This window comes from Pseudomonas agarici, assembly GCF_001543125.1.
Taxonomy (GTDB): Bacteria; Pseudomonadota; Gammaproteobacteria; order Pseudomonadales; family Pseudomonadaceae; genus Aquipseudomonas; species Aquipseudomonas agarici.
Window position 1 is genome coordinate 1,171,125 of sequence record NZ_CP014135.1, and the last position, 17,537, is coordinate 1,188,661.

The following is a 17,537-nucleotide window of genomic DNA, read 5'->3' on the forward strand; positions in this document are numbered from 1 at the left end:
CCGCATAGGCAGCTCAGAAAATAAATCCAGCAACACCAGAAGGCCCGGCTCTGTTCACTGCCGCATAGGCAGCTCAGAAATATCTGCGCGAGGAAAGCAGCTATACGCAGCCGTTCACTGCCGCATAGGCAGCTCAGAAATGCTGGAGATTAAATAATGACTGGTAATAACTGTTCACTGCCGCATAGGCAGCCCTATAGCGGTCAATCAGTGTTTTGAGGCGGGATGACGTTACACAAATCTTCGTTTGTCTAACGCACTGCGTGCAGAACAGTCACCGTTAACCCGGGTCGACACCGATGAGTTGGCACTCTGCCATCTTTTCAGTTATAACCTTGCTCAAAGAACAAAAATATAATCAGTGGTAGGCTCATGGAAGATATTCGTTCTTCGGATCTCAAGACGATCCTTCATTCTAAACGCGCCAATATCTACTACCTGCAGCACTGTCGGGTATTGGTCAACGGCGGTCGGGTCGAATATGTGACCGACGCCGGCAAGCAGTCGCTCTACTGGAACATCCCCATTGCCAACACCACGACCGTCTTGTTGGGCACCGGAACCTCGGTGACCCAGGCGGCGATGCGTGAGCTGGCCAGGGCTGGTGTTCTGGTTGGCTTTTGCGGAGGAGGGGGCACGCCGCTATTCAGCGCCAACGAGATCGATATCGAGGTGGCTTGGTTCTCGCCACAAAGTGAATACCGCCCCACTGAATACCTGCAACGCTGGGTCTCGTTCTGGTTCGATGAGGAGCGGCGTCTTGAGGCAGCGAAAGCTTTTCAGCGGCTGCGCCTAGCGTTTATCCAGCAGCAATGGTGCAAACACCCGGCATTCAGCAAGGCCGGTTTTCAGGTCGATCCGTCGCAGTTATCCGGTGCCCTGTCGCAATCGCTGGCGACCTTGAACGCTGCACCCGACCACGCGTTCCTGCTCACCGAAGAAGCGCGCCTGACCAAGCGCCTGTTCAAGCTCGCGGCCACCGCCACCAACTACGGCGATTTCACGCGGGCCAAGCGCGGTAGCGGTGGCGACCCGGCCAACAATTTTCTCGACCACGGTAATTACCTCGCCTATGGTCTGGCCGCGACGGCCACTTGGGTGCTGGGATTGCCCCATGGATTGGCAGTGTTGCATGGCAAGACACGGCGCGGCGGCCTGGTGTTCGACGTGGCGGATCTGGTGAAGGATGGCCTGATCCTGCCGCAAGCCTTTATCAGTGGCATGCGTGGGGACGATGAACAGGCGTTTCGTCAGGCCTGCATCGAAAACCTGACCCGTAGCGAAGCCCTGGATTTCATGATCGACAGCCTCAAGGAGATTGCCGAACAGTTGGGGACGGCGCTGGTTTGAATATCCTGCTGATCTGCCAGTGCGATAAACGGGCCTTGGTCGAAAGCCGACGCATCCTGGATCAATTCGCCGAGCGGCGCGGTGAGCGCACCTGGCAAACGCCTATTACCCAAGCCGGCCTGGACACTCTGCGCCAGTTGCTGAAGAAGACGGCCCGGCGCAACACCGCCGTGGCGTGCCATTGGATTCGGGGGCTCGACCATAGCGAGTTGTTGTGGATCGTCGGTGACGCCACTCGCTTCAACGAACAAGGCGCGGTCCCCACCAATACCACTCGGCGCAACGTACTGCGCAAAGACGATGAAAACGATTGGCACACCGCCGAAGACATCCGGCTTCTCGCTCAAATGGCTGCTTTGCTGCACGATCTGGGCAAGGCCAGCGTGGCGTTCCAGGCGCGCCTGAAAAAGCCCGTGCGGGAGAAGAACCTCTATCGCCATGAGTGGGTGTCCTTGCGTTTGTTTCTCGCCTTTGTCGGTCAGGACACTGACGCGCTATGGCTGCGCCGCCTGATTCAGCCCAGTGAGCAGGACGATGCGAGTTGGCTGGCCGCTGAGCGTTATCGACGTGACGGCCTTGATGAGCAGGCGTCACCGCCGTTTCGCCAGTTACCGCCCTTGGCCGCCGCGATTGCCTGGTTGGTAGTCACTCACCACCGCCTGCCGGTGTTGCCGGTGCATGACCCTGTCGAGGGGCATCAACTGCGGTTGGGTAGCCGCTCCAAAAGCTTCAACCCACAACGGCTCGACAACCTGTTGGATGGCGTGAATCACGATTGGAACGAGATCAAGTGCCCGGCTAGCGAAGCCGAGATCGGCCCTTATTGGCACGTCGCCGGCGCCTTACCGGTCAGTCTGCCTAAATGGCGCGCCCAGGCCGCTAAGGTCGCGACACATTTATTGGCTCTGTGCGCCAAGGCGGGCAAGGGTGAGTGGTTATCCAACCCCTATGTCATGCACTTGGCGCGTATGAGCCTGATGTTGGCCGATCACCACTATTCGGCGTTGCCGGCTAAATCGAAAGAGCGTGTCCAGGGCGAGCGCGATTATCGGATTTACGCCAATACCGACAAGGATGGGACGCTCAAGCAAACACTGGACGAACACTTGCTGGGTGTCGCTCGTTTCACGGCCACCATCGTCCATGGTTTGCCCGATTTTGCGCGACATCTACCGCGCTTGGCCAATCATCGCGGCCTGCGCAAGCGCGGCAAGGTCGAGCATTTCCGTTGGCAGGACAAGGCTGCCGACGCCGCTGCCGGATTGCGCGCGCAGGCGTGGGAGCAGGGCGCTTTTATCGTCAACATGGCCTCGACCGGCTGCGGCAAGACCTTGGCCAATGCGCGCATCATGTACGCACTGGCCGACCCACAGCACGGCATGCGTTGCACCTTTGCCTTGGGCCTGCGCACGCTGACTCAGCAGACTGGCGCCAGCTATCGTCGGGACTTGCACCTCAAGGACGATGAACTGGCCATCCGTGTCGGCGGCGCGGCCAGCCGCAGGCTCTTCGAGTTCCATCAGGCTCGGGCTGAAGCCACTGGCTCGGCCTCCAGCCAGGCCTTGATCGATGAGGACAGCCATGTCCTCTATGAGGGCCAGATGGCCGATCACGGCCTGCTCGCCAAGGCCATGGATAACCCGGACATCCGTTCGTTGCTGGCCGCGCCGCTGCTGGTTTGCACCATCGATCACCTGATGCCGGCCACCGAAGCGCAGCGCTCCGGTCGGCAAATCGCGCCGATGCTGCGTCTGCTCAGCAGTGATCTGGTACTCGATGAGCTGGACGATTTCGATTTGGACGATCTACCCGCGCTGACGCGCTTGGTGCATTGGGCCGGCTTGCTCGGCACGCGAGTGCTGTTGTCATCGGCCACTCTGCCTCCCGCGTTGTTGGAAGGTATGTTCCAGGCCTACCGGGCGGGGCGAGCGCACTATCGGCGTAATCGCGGTGTGCCCGGTACGCGGGAGGCTGAACCCGATATTGCCTGTCTGTGGGTTGACGAGTTCACCACTCAGGTAGCGACCTGTCGTGAGGCCCAGCAGTTTATCGAGCAACACCAGCAGTTCGTCGGGGCACGGGTAACGGCCCTCGATCAACAGCCGGTGCGCCGTTGGGGCGAGCTGCTGCCGTTGAACATCACGAGCCAGGACAGTACGACCATTCACCGCGAGTTTGCCACGCAAGTGCGCGAGGCAATGCGCACGGCCCACGAGCGGCACAGCGAGACTTGCCCGGTGAGCGGTAAACGCATCAGTTTTGGCCTGGTGCGCATGGCCAATATCGAGCCGTTGTTCGAGGTGGCCCAAGCGTCGTTTCAGGCGGGCGCCGACAGCGACCAACGCATCCACTTGTGCGTGTATCACTCGCGTTTTCCGCTATTGATACGTTCGGCCATTGAAGCCCAACTGGACCGTGCCCTGAATCGCCGTGTCGCGGAGGCTGTGTACGAGCTGCCGGACATTCGCCGGGCTATCGATGAACACCCGGAGCGCAACCATTTATTCGTGGTGCTGGGTTCGCCGGTGACCGAAGTGGGCCGCGATCACGACTACGATTGGGCAATTGTCGAGCCGTCGTCGATGCGTTCGCTGATCCAATTGGCGGGGCGGGTGCAACGGCATCGCCAGCGAGTCTGTGAGGCGCCGAATATCCTTATTTTCGACACCAACCTGCGGCATCTGAAAAGCCCGTTGGACCACCAGGGTCAAAAGGCCGCGGCATTTATCAAACCTGGATTTGAAAGTACTGGCGGTAAAGCGAGTGACCCTTTTCGCTTGAGCTGCCATCGTCTCGGTGCGTTGCTCAAAGAGGATGAGTATCGGACAGTGACGGCCCGACCTCGCATACAGCCGCGCCCAGCATCGGACTGGCAACCCAAGCAGAGCCTGGTCGATCTGGAGCATGCGCGACTCGCCGCGCAGATGTTGCCCAAGCTTCGCGACAATCGTCAGCCCGTAGCCCGTGGCGTCAAGCCCACCGAGCAGCGACTGGATGCGGCCTGTGCCTGGCAATTTCCGCAAGCGGCACTGACCTGGGTCTTGCCTCAGCAGCAACCGTTTCGCGCCAACACGGCCGAGGAAGTCGAGCTGGTTTTTCTGCCCGATGACGACGAGGAAGAATTGCGGCTGCACCGTATTCATGAAGCGGCCAGGCGGGACACACCCGCCATCTACACCACGGCTCAAGGTTCACTGACGCTGATCGACCTCGACAGCCGACTCGGCCCGCGTATCACGCCTTGGGGACGGCACGATTTGCTGGCGCTGCTGAACGAGCAAGTCGAAGCGCAAAACCTGCCGCTGAGAGTCTGTGCCGAGAAATTCACGGTTGTCAGTGTGTACGAGAATGTAAATGGTTGGCGGTATCACCCGGTACTGGGGTTTGGCCGGTACAAAACATCCTGAAAGAGGAGGGTCTTTGGATCAAAGAATGAAGCGCAGCTCAAGGACTTGGCATTCGCCACGCCGATTCAATTAATAGGTATGCACATGGATGAAACATCAGATCAGATATCCCGCATCACACGCTTTCGCAGTGCTATTGCCACCTTTATCGACGAGCGCAAAGAAGCCAAGCTTAAGGACGCCGATAGCGATGGCGCACAAGCCGCCAAGTATGATTACGGCACCTGGCTGGCCGACGCGGCGCGCCGGGTGACGCAGATTCAGGCGGTCACTCATGTGCTCAAGGCCACTCATCCCGACGCCCGTGGCAGCAGTCTGCATATTTCCCCTGATTCATTGCCGCAACATCCCGAGATTGGCAGCCATGTGCTGGGCGAACTGTATGCCGATGATATCGTGGGTAATGCCGCCGCGCTGGACGTCTATAAGTTCCTCAAACGAGAAGTCGACGGTAAACGCCTGCTCGATTGGTTCCTGCTCAATGACGCAGATCTCCTGGCGGCGCTGCACAACGATGAGGCCACGGCCCTGGAGTGGGCAACAGCATTCAAAAGTTTGATCCGTCCACCCGGCAACCTGACCTCCCATGCTCTGGCCAAACAGGTGTATTGGAGCGTGGACGGCGACCCGACCGATGACGGCGGCTTTCATCTACTGCAACCCTTGTCCGCCAGCAGCCTGGCCCATGCCGTGCACCAGGATATTCAGTCGGCGCGCTTCGGCGAAACCAACAAGCTCGCCCGTCAAGCCTGGCGCAAGAGAGAACCCTGCGACGGGGTGTATCGGGACTATCGCCTACTGGTGCTGCGCAAGCTGGGCGGCACCAAACCGCAAAATATCAGCCAGCTCAACAGCGACCGGGGCGGGGTGAATTATCTCCTGGCATCGCTGCCGCCGATCTGGGACCAGGACCGTCCGCGCAGGTTTTTGCGAATCGAATCCGCACTGGAGCGGTTCCGCCACTTTGCCGGTGTGAGAGAACAGCTCCAGGCGCTCTGCACATTACTGGAAAGCGATCCGGAGCGAATCAAGGAAACCCGCGACCAACGCAAGCAGATCGAACAAGACATCACCCACTCCCTGGCGGCCTTTGGCTTATTCAGTCGCGAGCTGTTCGAGCCGGGTTGGAGCCGCGATCCCGACTGCAAACTGCCGCTATGCGAGCAATTGTGGCTGGACCCGGAGCGGATTGGCTTGCCTTGGCGCGACGATCATCTCGAAGAAGACCAGGCCTTTGTCGCCGCATTCGCCCGGAATGACTGGCCTGATGAGGTGGCCAAACGTTTCGGTAACTGGCTCAACGCCGTTTTGCGGGAACGCAATTTGCCGGTCGGCGATGTCGAGCAAACCCATTGGGCCAAGCAAGCGATTATCGAAGCGCAATCCCCCATGCCCTTCAAACCCACCGTGACCCTCATGGACCGTCAGCAGGAGGTTCCCCATGGCTGATGCATGCCCGCATTTTGACCACCTGCTGGTCATTCCCCATCTCCAGGTACAGAACGCCAACGCGCTGTCCAGCCCGCTGACCCATGGCTTTCCGGCGATCACGGCCTTTCTGGGATTGATGTGGGCGCTGGAGCGCAAGGTGCGCGAAGCCGGACTGGACCTACAGTTCAATGCCACCGCCGTGGTCGCTCATCGCCATGAAGAGCAAATCACCACGGGCGGATTCGTGCATGCCCTGCGCCTGACCCGCAATCCAATCAACCGCGACGGCGGCACGGCGGCGATTGTCGAGGAGGGGCGTATTCATCTCGGTATCAGCCTGATCTTTGGCCTCCAGAGCGCCGCCTTGGACGCCGCCAGCCAGGATGAGGCGGCAAGCATGGCCCATCAGGTCCGCGACATTCTCTCCCGGATGCGCATCGCCGGGGGCAGCGTGATTCCCTCGCCCGTACCGCCGCACAAACAACGCCCCTACATCGTCTCCATGACCGATGAGGATGAGCGCGAGGGCCTGTTCAACCAGATCAAGCTTCGTCTGCTACCGGGCTTTGTCCTGGTGGACCGCACCGATTTGTTGGAGCAGCGGCATCGGGAGCAGCGAGTGCTCGATCCTGAGTCGTCGAAACTGCAAGCCTGGCTGTCGCTGTCACGGATCAACTGGACATGCACGCCAGGGGAGTCGCCAGACAAGACCCAGTGGGCCAGCGACCGCGAAGGCTTGGGCTGGATCGTCCCTATCCCGGTGGGCTATGGCGCATTGGGTGAGCTGCAAGATCCGGGCTCGGTGCTTCATTCTCGTGACAGGCACACACCCTTCCGTTTCGTCGAAAGCCTCTACAGCATCGGCGAATGGATCAGCCCGCATCGTTTGCACGGCGCTGAACAACTGCTGTGGTACGCCGACTCAGCGCCCGCTGAAGGGCGCTATCGCTGCCGCAACGATTACCGCTCGACCCCCATCGAAGACTTCAGCTAACCCTTAGCCTATTGTCCTAAAAGGTATTTGATCATGGCAAAAGACACTAAAGATGCTCTCAAGACCGCCTCGGTGCTCGCGTTCGAACGCAAGCTCGATCCTTCCGATGCGTTGTTCCATGCCGGCGACTGGCAGTCGCGCGACCATTGGACGGCGGTGACGGTCCGCGAGAAATCCGTGCGCGGGACCATTTCCAATCGCATGAAGAGCAAAGACCTGGACCCTTCGAAGTTGGACGCGCAGATGCAGAATCCCAACCTCCAGACCGTTGACGTGGCCACCTTGCCGCACGACGCCGACACCTTGCGCGTCAGCTTCACCCTGCGGGTGCTTGCCGGCACCGGGCAGCCTTCGGCATGCAACGACGCCGACTATCGGCAGAAGCTGCTCGACACCGTCAAGGGCTACGTCGACAGCCACGGTTTCACTGAGTTGGCGCGGCGCTACGCCCATAACCTGGCCAACGGTCGCTTCCTCTGGCGCAATCGGATTGGCGCCGAACAGGTGCAGGTGGAGGTGGCGCATCTGGTCGACGGTCAGGCGGCGACCCGTTGGCGTTTCGATGGACTGGCGCTGTCCCTGCGCAACTTCGACAGCAACGCTGAAAATGCCGGCCCCCTGGCTGAATTGACCCAACTGATCGCCAGTGGTCTGGCGGGCAACCGACATGTGCTACTGGGCGTGACGGCCTATGTGCGCATGGGCGCCGGCCAGGAAGTCTTTCCGTCCCAGGAATTGATTCTGGATCGGGGCGACAAGAGCAAGACCCTCTACCATGTCAACCAAGTGGCGGGTCTGCACTCGCAGAAAATCGGCAATGCCATTCGTAGCATCGACACCTGGTACCACGAAGCGGACATCAATGGCCCGATTGCCGTGGAACCCTACGGTTCGGTGACCACACAGGGCAAAGCCTATCGCCAGCCACGCAGCACCAAGGACGATTTCTACACGCTGCTCGATGGTTGGGTGCTCAAGGACAACGCGCCATCGCCCGAGCAACAGCACTTTGTGATTGCGACACTGATTCGCGGTGGTGTCTTCGGTGAGGCGGGTTGAGCCATGGACCACTACATCGACCTGAAGCTGCTGCCCGATTCGGAGTTCGCGGCCACGCAGTTGATGAGCGCGCTGATGTCCAAACTGCACCGGGGCCTGCATGACCTGCGGCGCGACGACGTGGGGATCAGCTTTCCCGATATCGAGACTGCGCGGCATCATTTGGGCAGTTGCTTGCGCTTGCACGGTAATCGGCAGGCGCTGACCCAGTTAATGGCCCTGAACTGGTTGACCGGTATGCGCGATCATGTGCAATTCAGTGAATTGGCAGCCGTGCCGACGCAGGTGTGTTACCGACTTGTCAGCCGCGTGCAGGTGGACAGTAATCCAGAGCGTACCCGCCGCCGTCTGATCAAGCGCCACGGTATCAGCGAAGCGCAAGCTCGCGAGCGAATCCCGGACAGTGCCGCCAAACGCAGCCAGTTGCCTTTCGCCAACGTGCGTAGCAAAGGCAGCGGGCAGGTGTTTCCGCTGTTTATCCGGCATGGACCGCTACTCGAAACCTCGCAGGCAGGGACCTTCAGCGGCTACGGACTGAGCAGCACCGCGACCATCCCCTGGTTCTGACCCTCTTTTTTGAGAGAGATACGCCCCTTCGTAAAATCAATAACTTACGAAGGGGTCAGAAAAGAGGGTGTGGGACGGATTTGGGGTGTATTTAGCTTTGTAGACAAAGCTTTACCGAGAAAAGTGTCTAGTTCACTGCCGTATAGGCAGCTCAGAAATCAACGTCGCCGGCTTCTTCATGAATGCCGACGTTCACTGCCGTATAGGCAGCTCAGAAATTGGTGGTGTCCAGTGGGATGCGCAACTGTTGGTTCACTGCCGTATAGGCAGCTCAGAAATTCAGGCGGGGCGCCAAACGCTGACGCCCTACGTTCACTGCCGTATAGGCAGCTCAGAAAGCATCGCCTACTTTGCGCACGGCGGTCAATACGTTCACTGCCGTATAGGCAGCTCAGAAAACCACGTTCAAGAGCTGTTGCAGGGCGTCTCGGTTCACTGCCGTATAGGCAGCTCAGAAATTGTCGACGAACCACATTTGCCCCCACAGATCGTTCACTGCCGTATAGGCAGCTCAGAAAATACGGCGGACTTCGCTGCCCATTCCGGTTGCGTTCACTGCCGTATAGGCAGCTCAGAAAGCCGAGAGCATCGACATTATTGAAGCACTGGGGTTCACTGCCGTATAGGCAGCTCAGAAATGAACGCCGCAGCCAAGTCGATGAAGCTCATGGTTCACTGCCGTATAGGCAGCTCAGAAAGCGAAGGCCGCAGGCGAGATAGTCATGTGGCATGTTCACTGCCGTATAGGCAGCTCAGAAATTTGCACTGGCTTGAGATACTCCTGCCAAACCGTTCACTGCCGTATAGGCAGCTCAGAAAGGAGTACACGCAGGACGCTGTGGTCACGACTGAGTTCACTGCCGTATAGGCAGCTCAGAAATTCACCTCAAACTCGCCCTGGATCTCATCCATGTTCACTGCCGTATAGGCAGCTCAGAAATTCCGTCGGCTCCGGACATCCCTACGGACTCGAGTTCACTGCCGTATAGGCAGCTCAGAAATTCACCGCTCAGTCGGTCAAGGCTCTGACCAAGTTCATTGCCGTATAGGCAGCTCAGAAATGGCCGACGGCTCGTCATCGTCGCCTGGAAGGGTTCACTGCCGTATAGGCAGCTCAGAAAAGGCCATGAACAAGAAAAACGTTCAACTCAAGGTTCACTGCCGTATAGGCAGCTCAGAAAAAGAAAGGCAAGAAGGGCAAGAAGGGTGGACGGTTCACTGCCGTATAGGCAGCTCAGAAAGTCGGGCTCAGCGATCAAAACAACTTCAGGACGTTCACTGCCGTATAGGCAGCTCAGAAATGGGATCGCGAGATTGAAGCGCACGCCTTCACGTTCACTGCCGTATAGGCAGCTCAGAAAGAAACGAAGCGCGATTTGTCTGGCATGAGCCTGTTCACTGCCGTATAGGCAGCTCAGAAAGTGATGGTTGAGCCGGCACGACCGCGCTGACCGTTCACTGCCGTATAGGCAGCTCAGAAATCGGGTGCGCGGGGTGGTGAAGCTACCCCACAGTCCTCTGCCGTACAGGCAGCTTCCCGCCATTCGCTCAAGACCCACCCAACCGCCGTCAGCAAACCGATAAACACAACGATGTGGCGATCACAAACAGTTCCGCGTTTTCTTGACGCCTAAATGCCAGCACTTTATGATGGTGATATCAAAATAATATTAATTGTATCTAGGAATGTACATGCGGGTTGTCACCCTCGGGATGAGGTTCCTCGCGGCGTTGCCGCGCTGTGTTACCCCCCTTCGAAAAACCACCTTTAAATACCCGGAGCGTTCGCAACCGCTCGGGCAATAACGCATCGACCCCCGCAATGAATTCGCGCCGGGAAGCTGGCTGTGTCCGCGCGGGCAGGTCCGGTCGCCGATAGGTCAAGCAATCAAGCCGTTTCGCAATTTTTTTAAGTTCGATCCTCCAGGAGTGTGCTGCGTGAAAAAGATGTCGCAGATAATGGTGTCAGGGATGGCCACGGCCTTGCTGATATCCATCGTCGGTTGTACCACCCAAGAAACTTCCCGGGCGTTACCGGTGCAGCAGGTTGAAAGCGTCAATCGGCCGTTTGCCGGCGTGCGTACCCCGATTGCCGTCGGCAAGTTCGATAACCGCTCCAGCTACATGCGCGGGATCTTTTCCGATGGGGTCGACCGTCTCGGTAGCCAGGCCAAGACCATTCTGATCACTCACCTGCAGCAGACCAATCGCTTTAGCGTGCTGGACCGCGACAACATGGCGGAAATCCAGCAGGAAGCGAACATCAAGGCCCAGGCGCAAAAGCTCAAGGGCGCGGACTATGTGGTCACCGGCGATGTCACCGAGTTCGGTCGCAAGGAAACCGGCGACCAGCAGTTGTTTGGCATCCTCGGGCGCGCCAAGACTCAGGTGGCCTATGCCAAGGTCGCGCTGAATATCGTCAATATCGTGACCTCCGAAGTGGTGTATTCCACCCAAGGCGCCGGTGAGTATGCGCTGTCGAATCGCGAGATCGTCGGCTTCGGCGGCACCGCCAGTTATGACTCCACCCTCAATGGCAAGGTTCTGGACCTGGCCATGCGCGAAGCGGTGAACAAGATGGTCGACGCCATCGACAGCGGTGCCTGGAAACCAGGCCAGCGTTAATTCATTCGATAACAGGGAGCTTCAGCCGTAATGAGTCATCTATTCAAGTTGCTGCGATCCGTCGCGGTTGTCGTTGCAAGCGGTGCGGTGTTGGTCGGATGTGTTCAACAACCCAAGACGCTGTATCAGTGGGAAGGCTATGAGCCTCAGGTTTACCAGTACTTCAAGGGCGAATCCAAGGAAGCGCAGCTCGTGGTGCTGGAAGCGGATCTGGAGAAAATGAAGGCCACTAATCGCGCCGCGCCGCCAGGTTATCACGCTCATATGGGCATGCTGTATGGCAGCCTGGGCCAGGACGATCAGATGGTGCAGCAGTTACAGACCGAGAAGGCGCTGTTCCCCGAATCGGCCGCCTATATGGATTTTCTGTTGAGTAACGCGCAAAAGGGCAGCAAGCCATGAACCTGCGTCTTTTGGCTGTCGTGACCGGGTTGCTCATGGTGAGCCTGTTGACTGGCTGTGCCAAGCCGATCAAGAGCCTCGATTATTCCGCCTACAAGCAAGCGCGTCCACGGACAATCCTGGTATTGCCGCCGTTGAACGAGTCGCCGGATATCAAAGGCTCATACAGTCTGCTGTCCCAGGTAACGTTCCCGCTGGCCGAGGCCGGTTACTATGTGATGCCCGTGACGCTGGTGGACGAAACCTTCAAGCAGAACGGTTTGAGCGCCGCCGCCGATATCCACAATACCTCACCGGCAAAGCTGCATGAGATCTTCGGCGCGGACGCGGCGATGTATATCACCGTGACCCAGTACGGCACCAAGTACATGGTGCTCAGCAGTAATACCATCGTGACCGCCAATGCCAAGCTGGTCGACCTCAAGTCCGGCACCACCTTGTGGACCGGCAGCGCGACGGCGTCGAGCGAGGAGGGCAATAACAATAACCAGGGCGGTCTGGTGGGTATGCTGATCACGGCGGCGGTCAAGCAGATCATCAACAGCTCCACCGACGCCGGGCATCCGATTGCCGGTCTGGCCAGCCGGCGCCTGTTGTCCGTGGGGCAAAACACGGGGCTGCTTTATGGGCCGCGTTCGCCGAAGTACGGTTCTGATTGATGGTCCTGAACGGCGTAGCCGTTGCCGCGCTGCCTGTCGTCTGTTCTTTCTGATCGGCGCCGCCTAAGATGGCCGTCATAAGGATCAGCACAGGGCTTAATGACGGCCAATGTCGAAAAAAGACACCATCTCTATTCATCTGGTGCGTGAGGCGCTGTTGCAAAGTTGCGCCCCGGGAGCCGCTACCGAGGAGGTGCTGGACAAGATCGGAATTGCCCCACGGTTGCTGGAGCAGCCCGACAGCCGCGTACCGGCCAGTGACTACGCCCGGCTGTGGCGCCTGCTGGCGCACCGCAACGACGATGAGTTTTTCGGCATGGACCCGCGCAAGCTGCGCTCCGGCAGCTTCGCCTACCTGTGCCGGGTCGGCATGGCACAACCCACGGTAGCGACGGCACTGGAGGCGGTGCTGGGCTTTCTGTCGCTGATGTTCGAGCGCTTGTCGGCCCAATTGCTGATCCAGCAGAGCCTGGCGGAAATCGTCCTGTTGGAGGCCGAAGGCGAGGCGCGTCGGCCATTCACCTACTTCGCCTACTGGATGATCGTCCATGGGGTCGCTTGCTGGCTGGCCGGGCGGCGCATTCCGATCCTGGCCATCGAGTTGCGTTGCGCCGAACCGGACTACTGCGAAGACTATCGGGTGATGTTTTCCGAGAACCTGCGTTTTGCCCGACCACGCACCCGGATGATCTTCGCCGCCGATTGCCTGGAGCTGCCGATCAAGCGCAGCGCCCAGGAGTTGCAGCGCTTTCTCGGCCACGCGCCGGCCAATATCCTGGTCAAGTACCGCGACGCCCAGAGCCTGGCCAGTCGGATCAAGCACGACCTGCGGCAGTTGCCCGCCGAGCGCTGGCCGGATACCGAAGGCCTGGCGCTGCAATTGTGCATGTCGGCCTCGACCCTGCGGCGCCGGCTGGCGGAGGAAGGACAGACCTATCAGGGCCTCAAGGACAGCGTGCGCAAGGAGCTGGCAATCGTCTGGCTGGCCGAGCCCTTCATCAGTTTCGCCGAAATCGCCACGCGCTTGGGCTTCGCCGATGCCAGCTCGTTCTACAAGGCCTTTCGCAAATGGTCCGGGTCCAATCCGGGGCATTACCGCAGCCTGATCCTCAACGAAGCGCAATAGCTAGTGGCCGGTGTGGTGAGTTCGGCTAATCATTTCCAGCGCCCAAGCCTCTGACCCGCATAGCTGTTCCTCGCCATGGCGATTGCGTCATTGGCCAAACCAGTCAAGCAGGTTGAAGGCTTTGACCATTGTCCCAAGTCCCTGACGGGGCGACTATTTCCAGGGTTTTTCTACGGTTCCCTCTTCCTTCTAATAACAAGATTAAGAGCGAGAGATTGATGTTATGCGCGACTACCTGGCTGCCACCGAGAACTTTAACTATCAGCACACGGTCGATGCGGCCTTGCAAGGGACTTTGACGGCGCTCAACGCCAGCGTCGAATGCTGTGAGCGGCATGCCTTGCCGGGGCGGATCGCGTTGTTCTGGGAAGGCTGCGACGGCAGCAGTGCGACCTATACCTTCAGCGAGTTGCAGGAGCGGGCCGGGCGTTTCGCCAATTTTCTGCTGGCCCAGGGCGTATGCCGTGGCGACAAGGTCGCTGGGCTGTTGCCGCGCAATGTCGAGTTGCTGGTGACCCTGTTCGCCACCTGGCGCATCGGTGCCGTCTATCAGCCGCTGTTCACCGCTTTCGGTCCCAAGGCCATCGAGCACCGCCTGGGCAGTTCCGCAGCCAAGGTGGTGGTGACCGATGCGGTCAACCGCGCCAAGCTGAGCGAAGTCGGCGATTGCCCAACCATCGTCACCGTTGGCGGGCCGCGCGGGCAGGGCATTGTGCGCGGCGACTTCAGCTTCTGGGCCGAGCTGGACAACTATCCGGCCCGTTGCGAACCGGTGATGTTGAGCGGTGAAGAGCCGTTCCTGTTGATGTTCACCTCGGGCACCACCGGCCCGGCCAAGCCTCTGGAAGTACCGCTCAAGGCGATCATTGCCTTCCAGAGCTACACCCGCGATGCGGTGGACTTGCGCCCGGAAGACGCGTTCTGGAACATCGCCGATCCGGGCTGGGCCTATGGTCTGTATTTCGGTATCACCGGGCCACTGAGTCTGGGCCATCCGATCACCTTCTATGATGGCCCGTTCACCGTGGAAAGCACCTGTCGGGTGATCGAGAAATACGGCATCAGCAATCTCACCGGTTCGCCGACGGCCTATCGCTTGCTGATCGCGGCGGGAGAGGCTTTCTCTGGCAGGGTCAAGGGCAAACTGCGGGCCGTTAGCAGCGCTGGCGAGCCGTTGAACCCGGAGGTGATCCGCTGGTTCGCGGAAAACCTCGCGGTGACTATCCTTGACCACTATGGCCAGACCGAGCTGGGCATGGTGCTGTGCAACCACCACGGCCTACAGCACCCGGTGCATGTCGGTTCGGCGGGCTTTGCTTCGCCCGGCCATCGCATCGTGGTGTTGGACGACGACTGTCAGGAGCTGGGTGTCGGCCAGCCGGGGATTCTCGCCCTGGACCGCTCCCAGTCGCCGATGTGCTGGTTCAACGGCTATAAGGGCTTTGATACCAAGGCCTTTGTCGGCCGTTATTACCTCAGCGGCGACACGGTCGAGCTGAACGCCGATGGCAGCATCAGCTTCGTCGGGCGCAGCGACGATGTGATCACCACTTCGGGCTACCGGGTCGGTCCGTTCGATGTGGAAAGCGCGTTGGTCGAACACCCGGCGGTGGTGGAGGCGGCGGTAGTCGGCAAGCCCGATCCCGAGCGTACCGAGCTGGTGAAGGCCTTCGTGGTGCTCAGCCGGCAGTACCGCGCCGGGCCGCATTTGGTCGAAGAGCTGCGCCAACATGTACGCAAGCGCTTGGCGGCCCATGCCTATCCACGGGAAATCGAATTCGTCGAGGAACTGCCGAAGACTCCGAGCGGCAAATTGCAACGCTTCATTCTGCGTAACCAGGAAATCGCCAAGGCCCAGGCGAGACTCGACACCTGAGCCGGTTTCGGTAACGGGCCGCAAGGGCCCGCCACTTTATCTATGGTTTTAACGAAGGACATTGGTGATGCATATTCAAGACAAGGCTTTCCTGGTCAGCGGCGGGGCTTCCGGTCTGGGGGCGGCCACCGCCGAGATGTTGGTGGCCGCCGGTGCCCAGGTGATGCTGGTGGACCTCAATGCCGAAGCTGTCGCCGCCCAGGCGCAAAAGCTCGGGTCGCGGGCCCGCAGCGTGGTGGCGGATGTCACCCAGGAGGCTCAGGCCCAGGTCGCGGTACAGGCAGCGGTCATGGCCTTCGGCGGTCTGCACGGTCTGGTCAACTGCGCCGGTATCGTGCGTGGCGAGAAGATTCTCGGCAAGAACGGCCCACACCTGCTGGAGAGCTTCAATCAGGTGATCAGCGTCAATCTGATCGGCAGCTTCAACCTGTTGCGTCTGGCCGCTTCGGCAATGGCCGAAACCGAGGCTGACGCGGACGGCGAGCGTGGGGTGATCATCAATACCGCCTCGGTCGCTGCCTATGACGGCCAGATCGGCCAGGCCGCCTATGCCGCCTCCAAGGGCGCAATCGTCAGTCTGACCCTGCCGGCCGCCCGTGAGCTGGCCCGTTTCGGCATCCGTGTGATGACCATCGCGCCGGGCATCTTCGAGACGCCGATGATGGCCGGCATGCCCCCTGAAGTCCGTGCCGCGCTGACGGCCGGCGTGCCGTTTCCGCCGCGCCTGGGCAAACCCTCCGAATACGCCGCGCTGGTGCGGCATATCATTGAAAACGGCATGCTTAACGGCGAGGTGATCCGTCTCGACGGCGCCTTGCGCATGGCTGCGAAATAGGAGAAGCGCTCATGACCACTCAAGACCCGATTGTTATCGTCAGTGCCGTGCGCACCCCGATGGGCGGCTTTCAGGGCGACCTGAAGAGCCTCAGCGCGCCGCAACTGGGCGCCGCCGCCATTCGCGCAGCCGTCGAGCGTGCCGGTGTGGTCGCCGACGCCGTGGAGCAGGTGCTGTTCGGTTGCGTACTCTCGGCCGGACTCGGCCAGGCAGCGGCCCGCCAGGCGGCGTTGGGCGCCGGACTGGACAAATCCACCTGCTGCACCACCCTGAACAAGATGTGTGGTTCCGGCATGCAGGCGACGATCCTTGCCCACGATATGCTGTTGGCCGGCAGTGCCGAAGTGGTGGTGGCCGGCGGCATGGAAAGCATGTCCAACGCCCCTTATCTGCTGGACCGTGCCCGTGGCGGCTACCGCATGGGTCACGGTCAGGTGCTTGACCATATGTTCCTCGATGGGCTGGAGGATGCCTACGACAAGGGTCGCTTGATGGGCACCTTTGCCGAGGATTGCGCCCAGACCCACGGTTTCAGCCGCGAGGCTCAGGATGCCTTTGCCGTGGCGTCGCTGACCCGGGCGCAACAGGCTATCAACGCAGGCCGGTTTAAGGATGAAATCGTTCCGCTGCAGGTGACTGTCGGCAAGGAACAGCGGCTAATCAGCGATGACGAACAGCCACCGAAAGCCAAGCTGGACAAGATCGCCACGCTGAAGCCGGCGTTCCGCGCGGGCGGTACGGTCACGGCGGCGAACTCCAGCTCGATTTCTGATGGCGCGGCGGCGCTGGTGCTGATGCGCCAGTCCGTAGCCAAGGCGCATGGTCTCAAGCCTCTGGCGGTGATCCACGGGCACGCGGCGTTTGCCGATACCCCAGGTTTGTTCCCCATCGCGCCGGTGGGGGCGATCCACAAGTTGCTGAAAAAGACCGGCTGGTCGCTGGATCAGGTCGACCTTTTTGAAATCAACGAGGCTTTTGCCGTGGTCACTCTGGTGACCATGGGCAAGCTGGAAATTCCCCATGGCAAGGTCAATGTTCATGGCGGTGCCTGTGCTCTGGGCCATCCGATTGGCGCGTCCGGTGCGCGGATTCTGGTGACCCTGCTGTCGGCCCTGCGCCAGCAAGGCCTCAAGCGCGGGATCGCGGCCATCTGCATCGGCGGCGGCGAAGCCACGGCCATGGCCGTCGAGTGCCTCTAGGAGTGCC

The 17,537-nt window shown here is 60.0% G+C and carries 13 protein-coding genes and 1 CRISPR repeat array; all 13 genes read left to right on the forward strand.

The genetic code is table 11. The features are described from left to right. Positions 1–372: 372 nt before the first annotated feature. The 13 genes from cas1f to AWM79_RS05240 all read left to right on the forward strand — a co-directional run bounded on the left by cas1f (position 373) and on the right by AWM79_RS05240 (position 17,530). The gene (gene cas1f, locus AWM79_RS05180) at positions 373–1,350 is read left to right on the forward strand and encodes a type I-F CRISPR-associated endonuclease Cas1f (RefSeq protein WP_060782314.1); all 978 of its coding nucleotides are present in this window, start codon (positions 373–375) and stop codon (positions 1,348–1,350) included. Next, the gene (gene cas3f / locus AWM79_RS05185) at positions 1,347–4,757 is read left to right on the forward strand and encodes a type I-F CRISPR-associated helicase Cas3f (protein ID WP_060782315.1); all 3,411 of its coding nucleotides are present in this window, start codon (positions 1,347–1,349) and stop codon (positions 4,755–4,757) included. Before cas1f ends, cas3f begins: the two co-directional genes overlap by 4 nt. A gap of 84 nt (positions 4,758–4,841) precedes the next feature. Continuing rightward, positions 4,842–6,206 carry a type I-F CRISPR-associated protein Csy1 gene (csy1, locus tag AWM79_RS05190; RefSeq protein ID WP_156430078.1) on the forward strand — a complete coding sequence of 455 codons (1,365 nt, stop codon included), beginning with the start codon at positions 4,842–4,844 and terminating at the stop codon, positions 6,204–6,206. Continuing rightward, positions 6,199–7,182 (forward strand): type I-F CRISPR-associated protein Csy2, encoded by a 984-nt coding sequence (gene csy2 / locus AWM79_RS05195; RefSeq protein WP_060782317.1) that lies wholly within the window; start codon positions 6,199–6,201, stop codon positions 7,180–7,182. The genes csy1 and csy2 overlap by 8 nt, the downstream gene beginning before the upstream one ends. Before the next feature lie 33 nt (positions 7,183–7,215). After that, positions 7,216–8,241, forward strand: a complete 1,026-nt coding sequence (gene csy3 / locus AWM79_RS05200) for a type I-F CRISPR-associated protein Csy3 (RefSeq protein ID WP_060782318.1) — start codon at positions 7,216–7,218, stop codon at positions 8,239–8,241. A 3-nt stretch (positions 8,242–8,244) separates the two neighbouring features. Further along, the gene (cas6f, locus tag AWM79_RS05205) at positions 8,245–8,808 is read left to right on the forward strand and encodes a type I-F CRISPR-associated endoribonuclease Cas6/Csy4 (RefSeq protein ID WP_060782319.1); all 564 of its coding nucleotides are present in this window, start codon (positions 8,245–8,247) and stop codon (positions 8,806–8,808) included. A 130-nt stretch (positions 8,809–8,938) separates the two neighbouring features. Continuing rightward, positions 8,939–10,289: direct repeats of the CRISPR family, unit length 28 nt; unit sequence GTTCACTGCCGTATAGGCAGCTCAGAAA. 466 nt (positions 10,290–10,755) lie between these two features. Further along, positions 10,756–11,433 (forward strand): CsgG/HfaB family protein, encoded by a 678-nt coding sequence (locus AWM79_RS05210; RefSeq protein ID WP_086009301.1) that lies wholly within the window; start codon positions 10,756–10,758, stop codon positions 11,431–11,433. Positions 11,434–11,463: 30 nt separating this feature from the next. Further along, on the forward strand, positions 11,464–11,835 hold the full coding sequence (locus tag AWM79_RS05215; RefSeq protein ID WP_017131940.1) for a DUF4810 domain-containing protein: 372 nt from the start codon (positions 11,464–11,466) through the stop codon (positions 11,833–11,835). Then, entirely contained in the window at positions 11,832–12,494 is a 663-nt protein-coding gene (locus AWM79_RS05220; protein ID WP_017131939.1) for a DUF799 domain-containing protein, read from the forward strand. Before AWM79_RS05215 ends, AWM79_RS05220 begins: the two co-directional genes overlap by 4 nt. A gap of 109 nt (positions 12,495–12,603) precedes the next feature. Next, entirely contained in the window at positions 12,604–13,620 is a 1,017-nt protein-coding gene (locus AWM79_RS05225; protein WP_060782320.1) for an AraC family transcriptional regulator, read from the forward strand. Between the two features lie 223 nt (positions 13,621–13,843). Further along, the gene (locus tag AWM79_RS05230) at positions 13,844–15,496 is read left to right on the forward strand and encodes an AMP-binding protein (protein WP_060782321.1); all 1,653 of its coding nucleotides are present in this window, start codon (positions 13,844–13,846) and stop codon (positions 15,494–15,496) included. 67 nt (positions 15,497–15,563) lie between these two features. After that, positions 15,564–16,331 carry a 3-hydroxyacyl-CoA dehydrogenase gene (locus AWM79_RS05235; protein WP_060782322.1) on the forward strand — a complete coding sequence of 256 codons (768 nt, stop codon included), beginning with the start codon at positions 15,564–15,566 and terminating at the stop codon, positions 16,329–16,331. A gap of 11 nt (positions 16,332–16,342) precedes the next feature. Further along, entirely contained in the window at positions 16,343–17,530 is a 1,188-nt protein-coding gene (locus tag AWM79_RS05240; RefSeq protein WP_060782323.1) for an acetyl-CoA C-acyltransferase, read from the forward strand. Positions 17,531–17,537 lie beyond the last annotated feature (7 nt).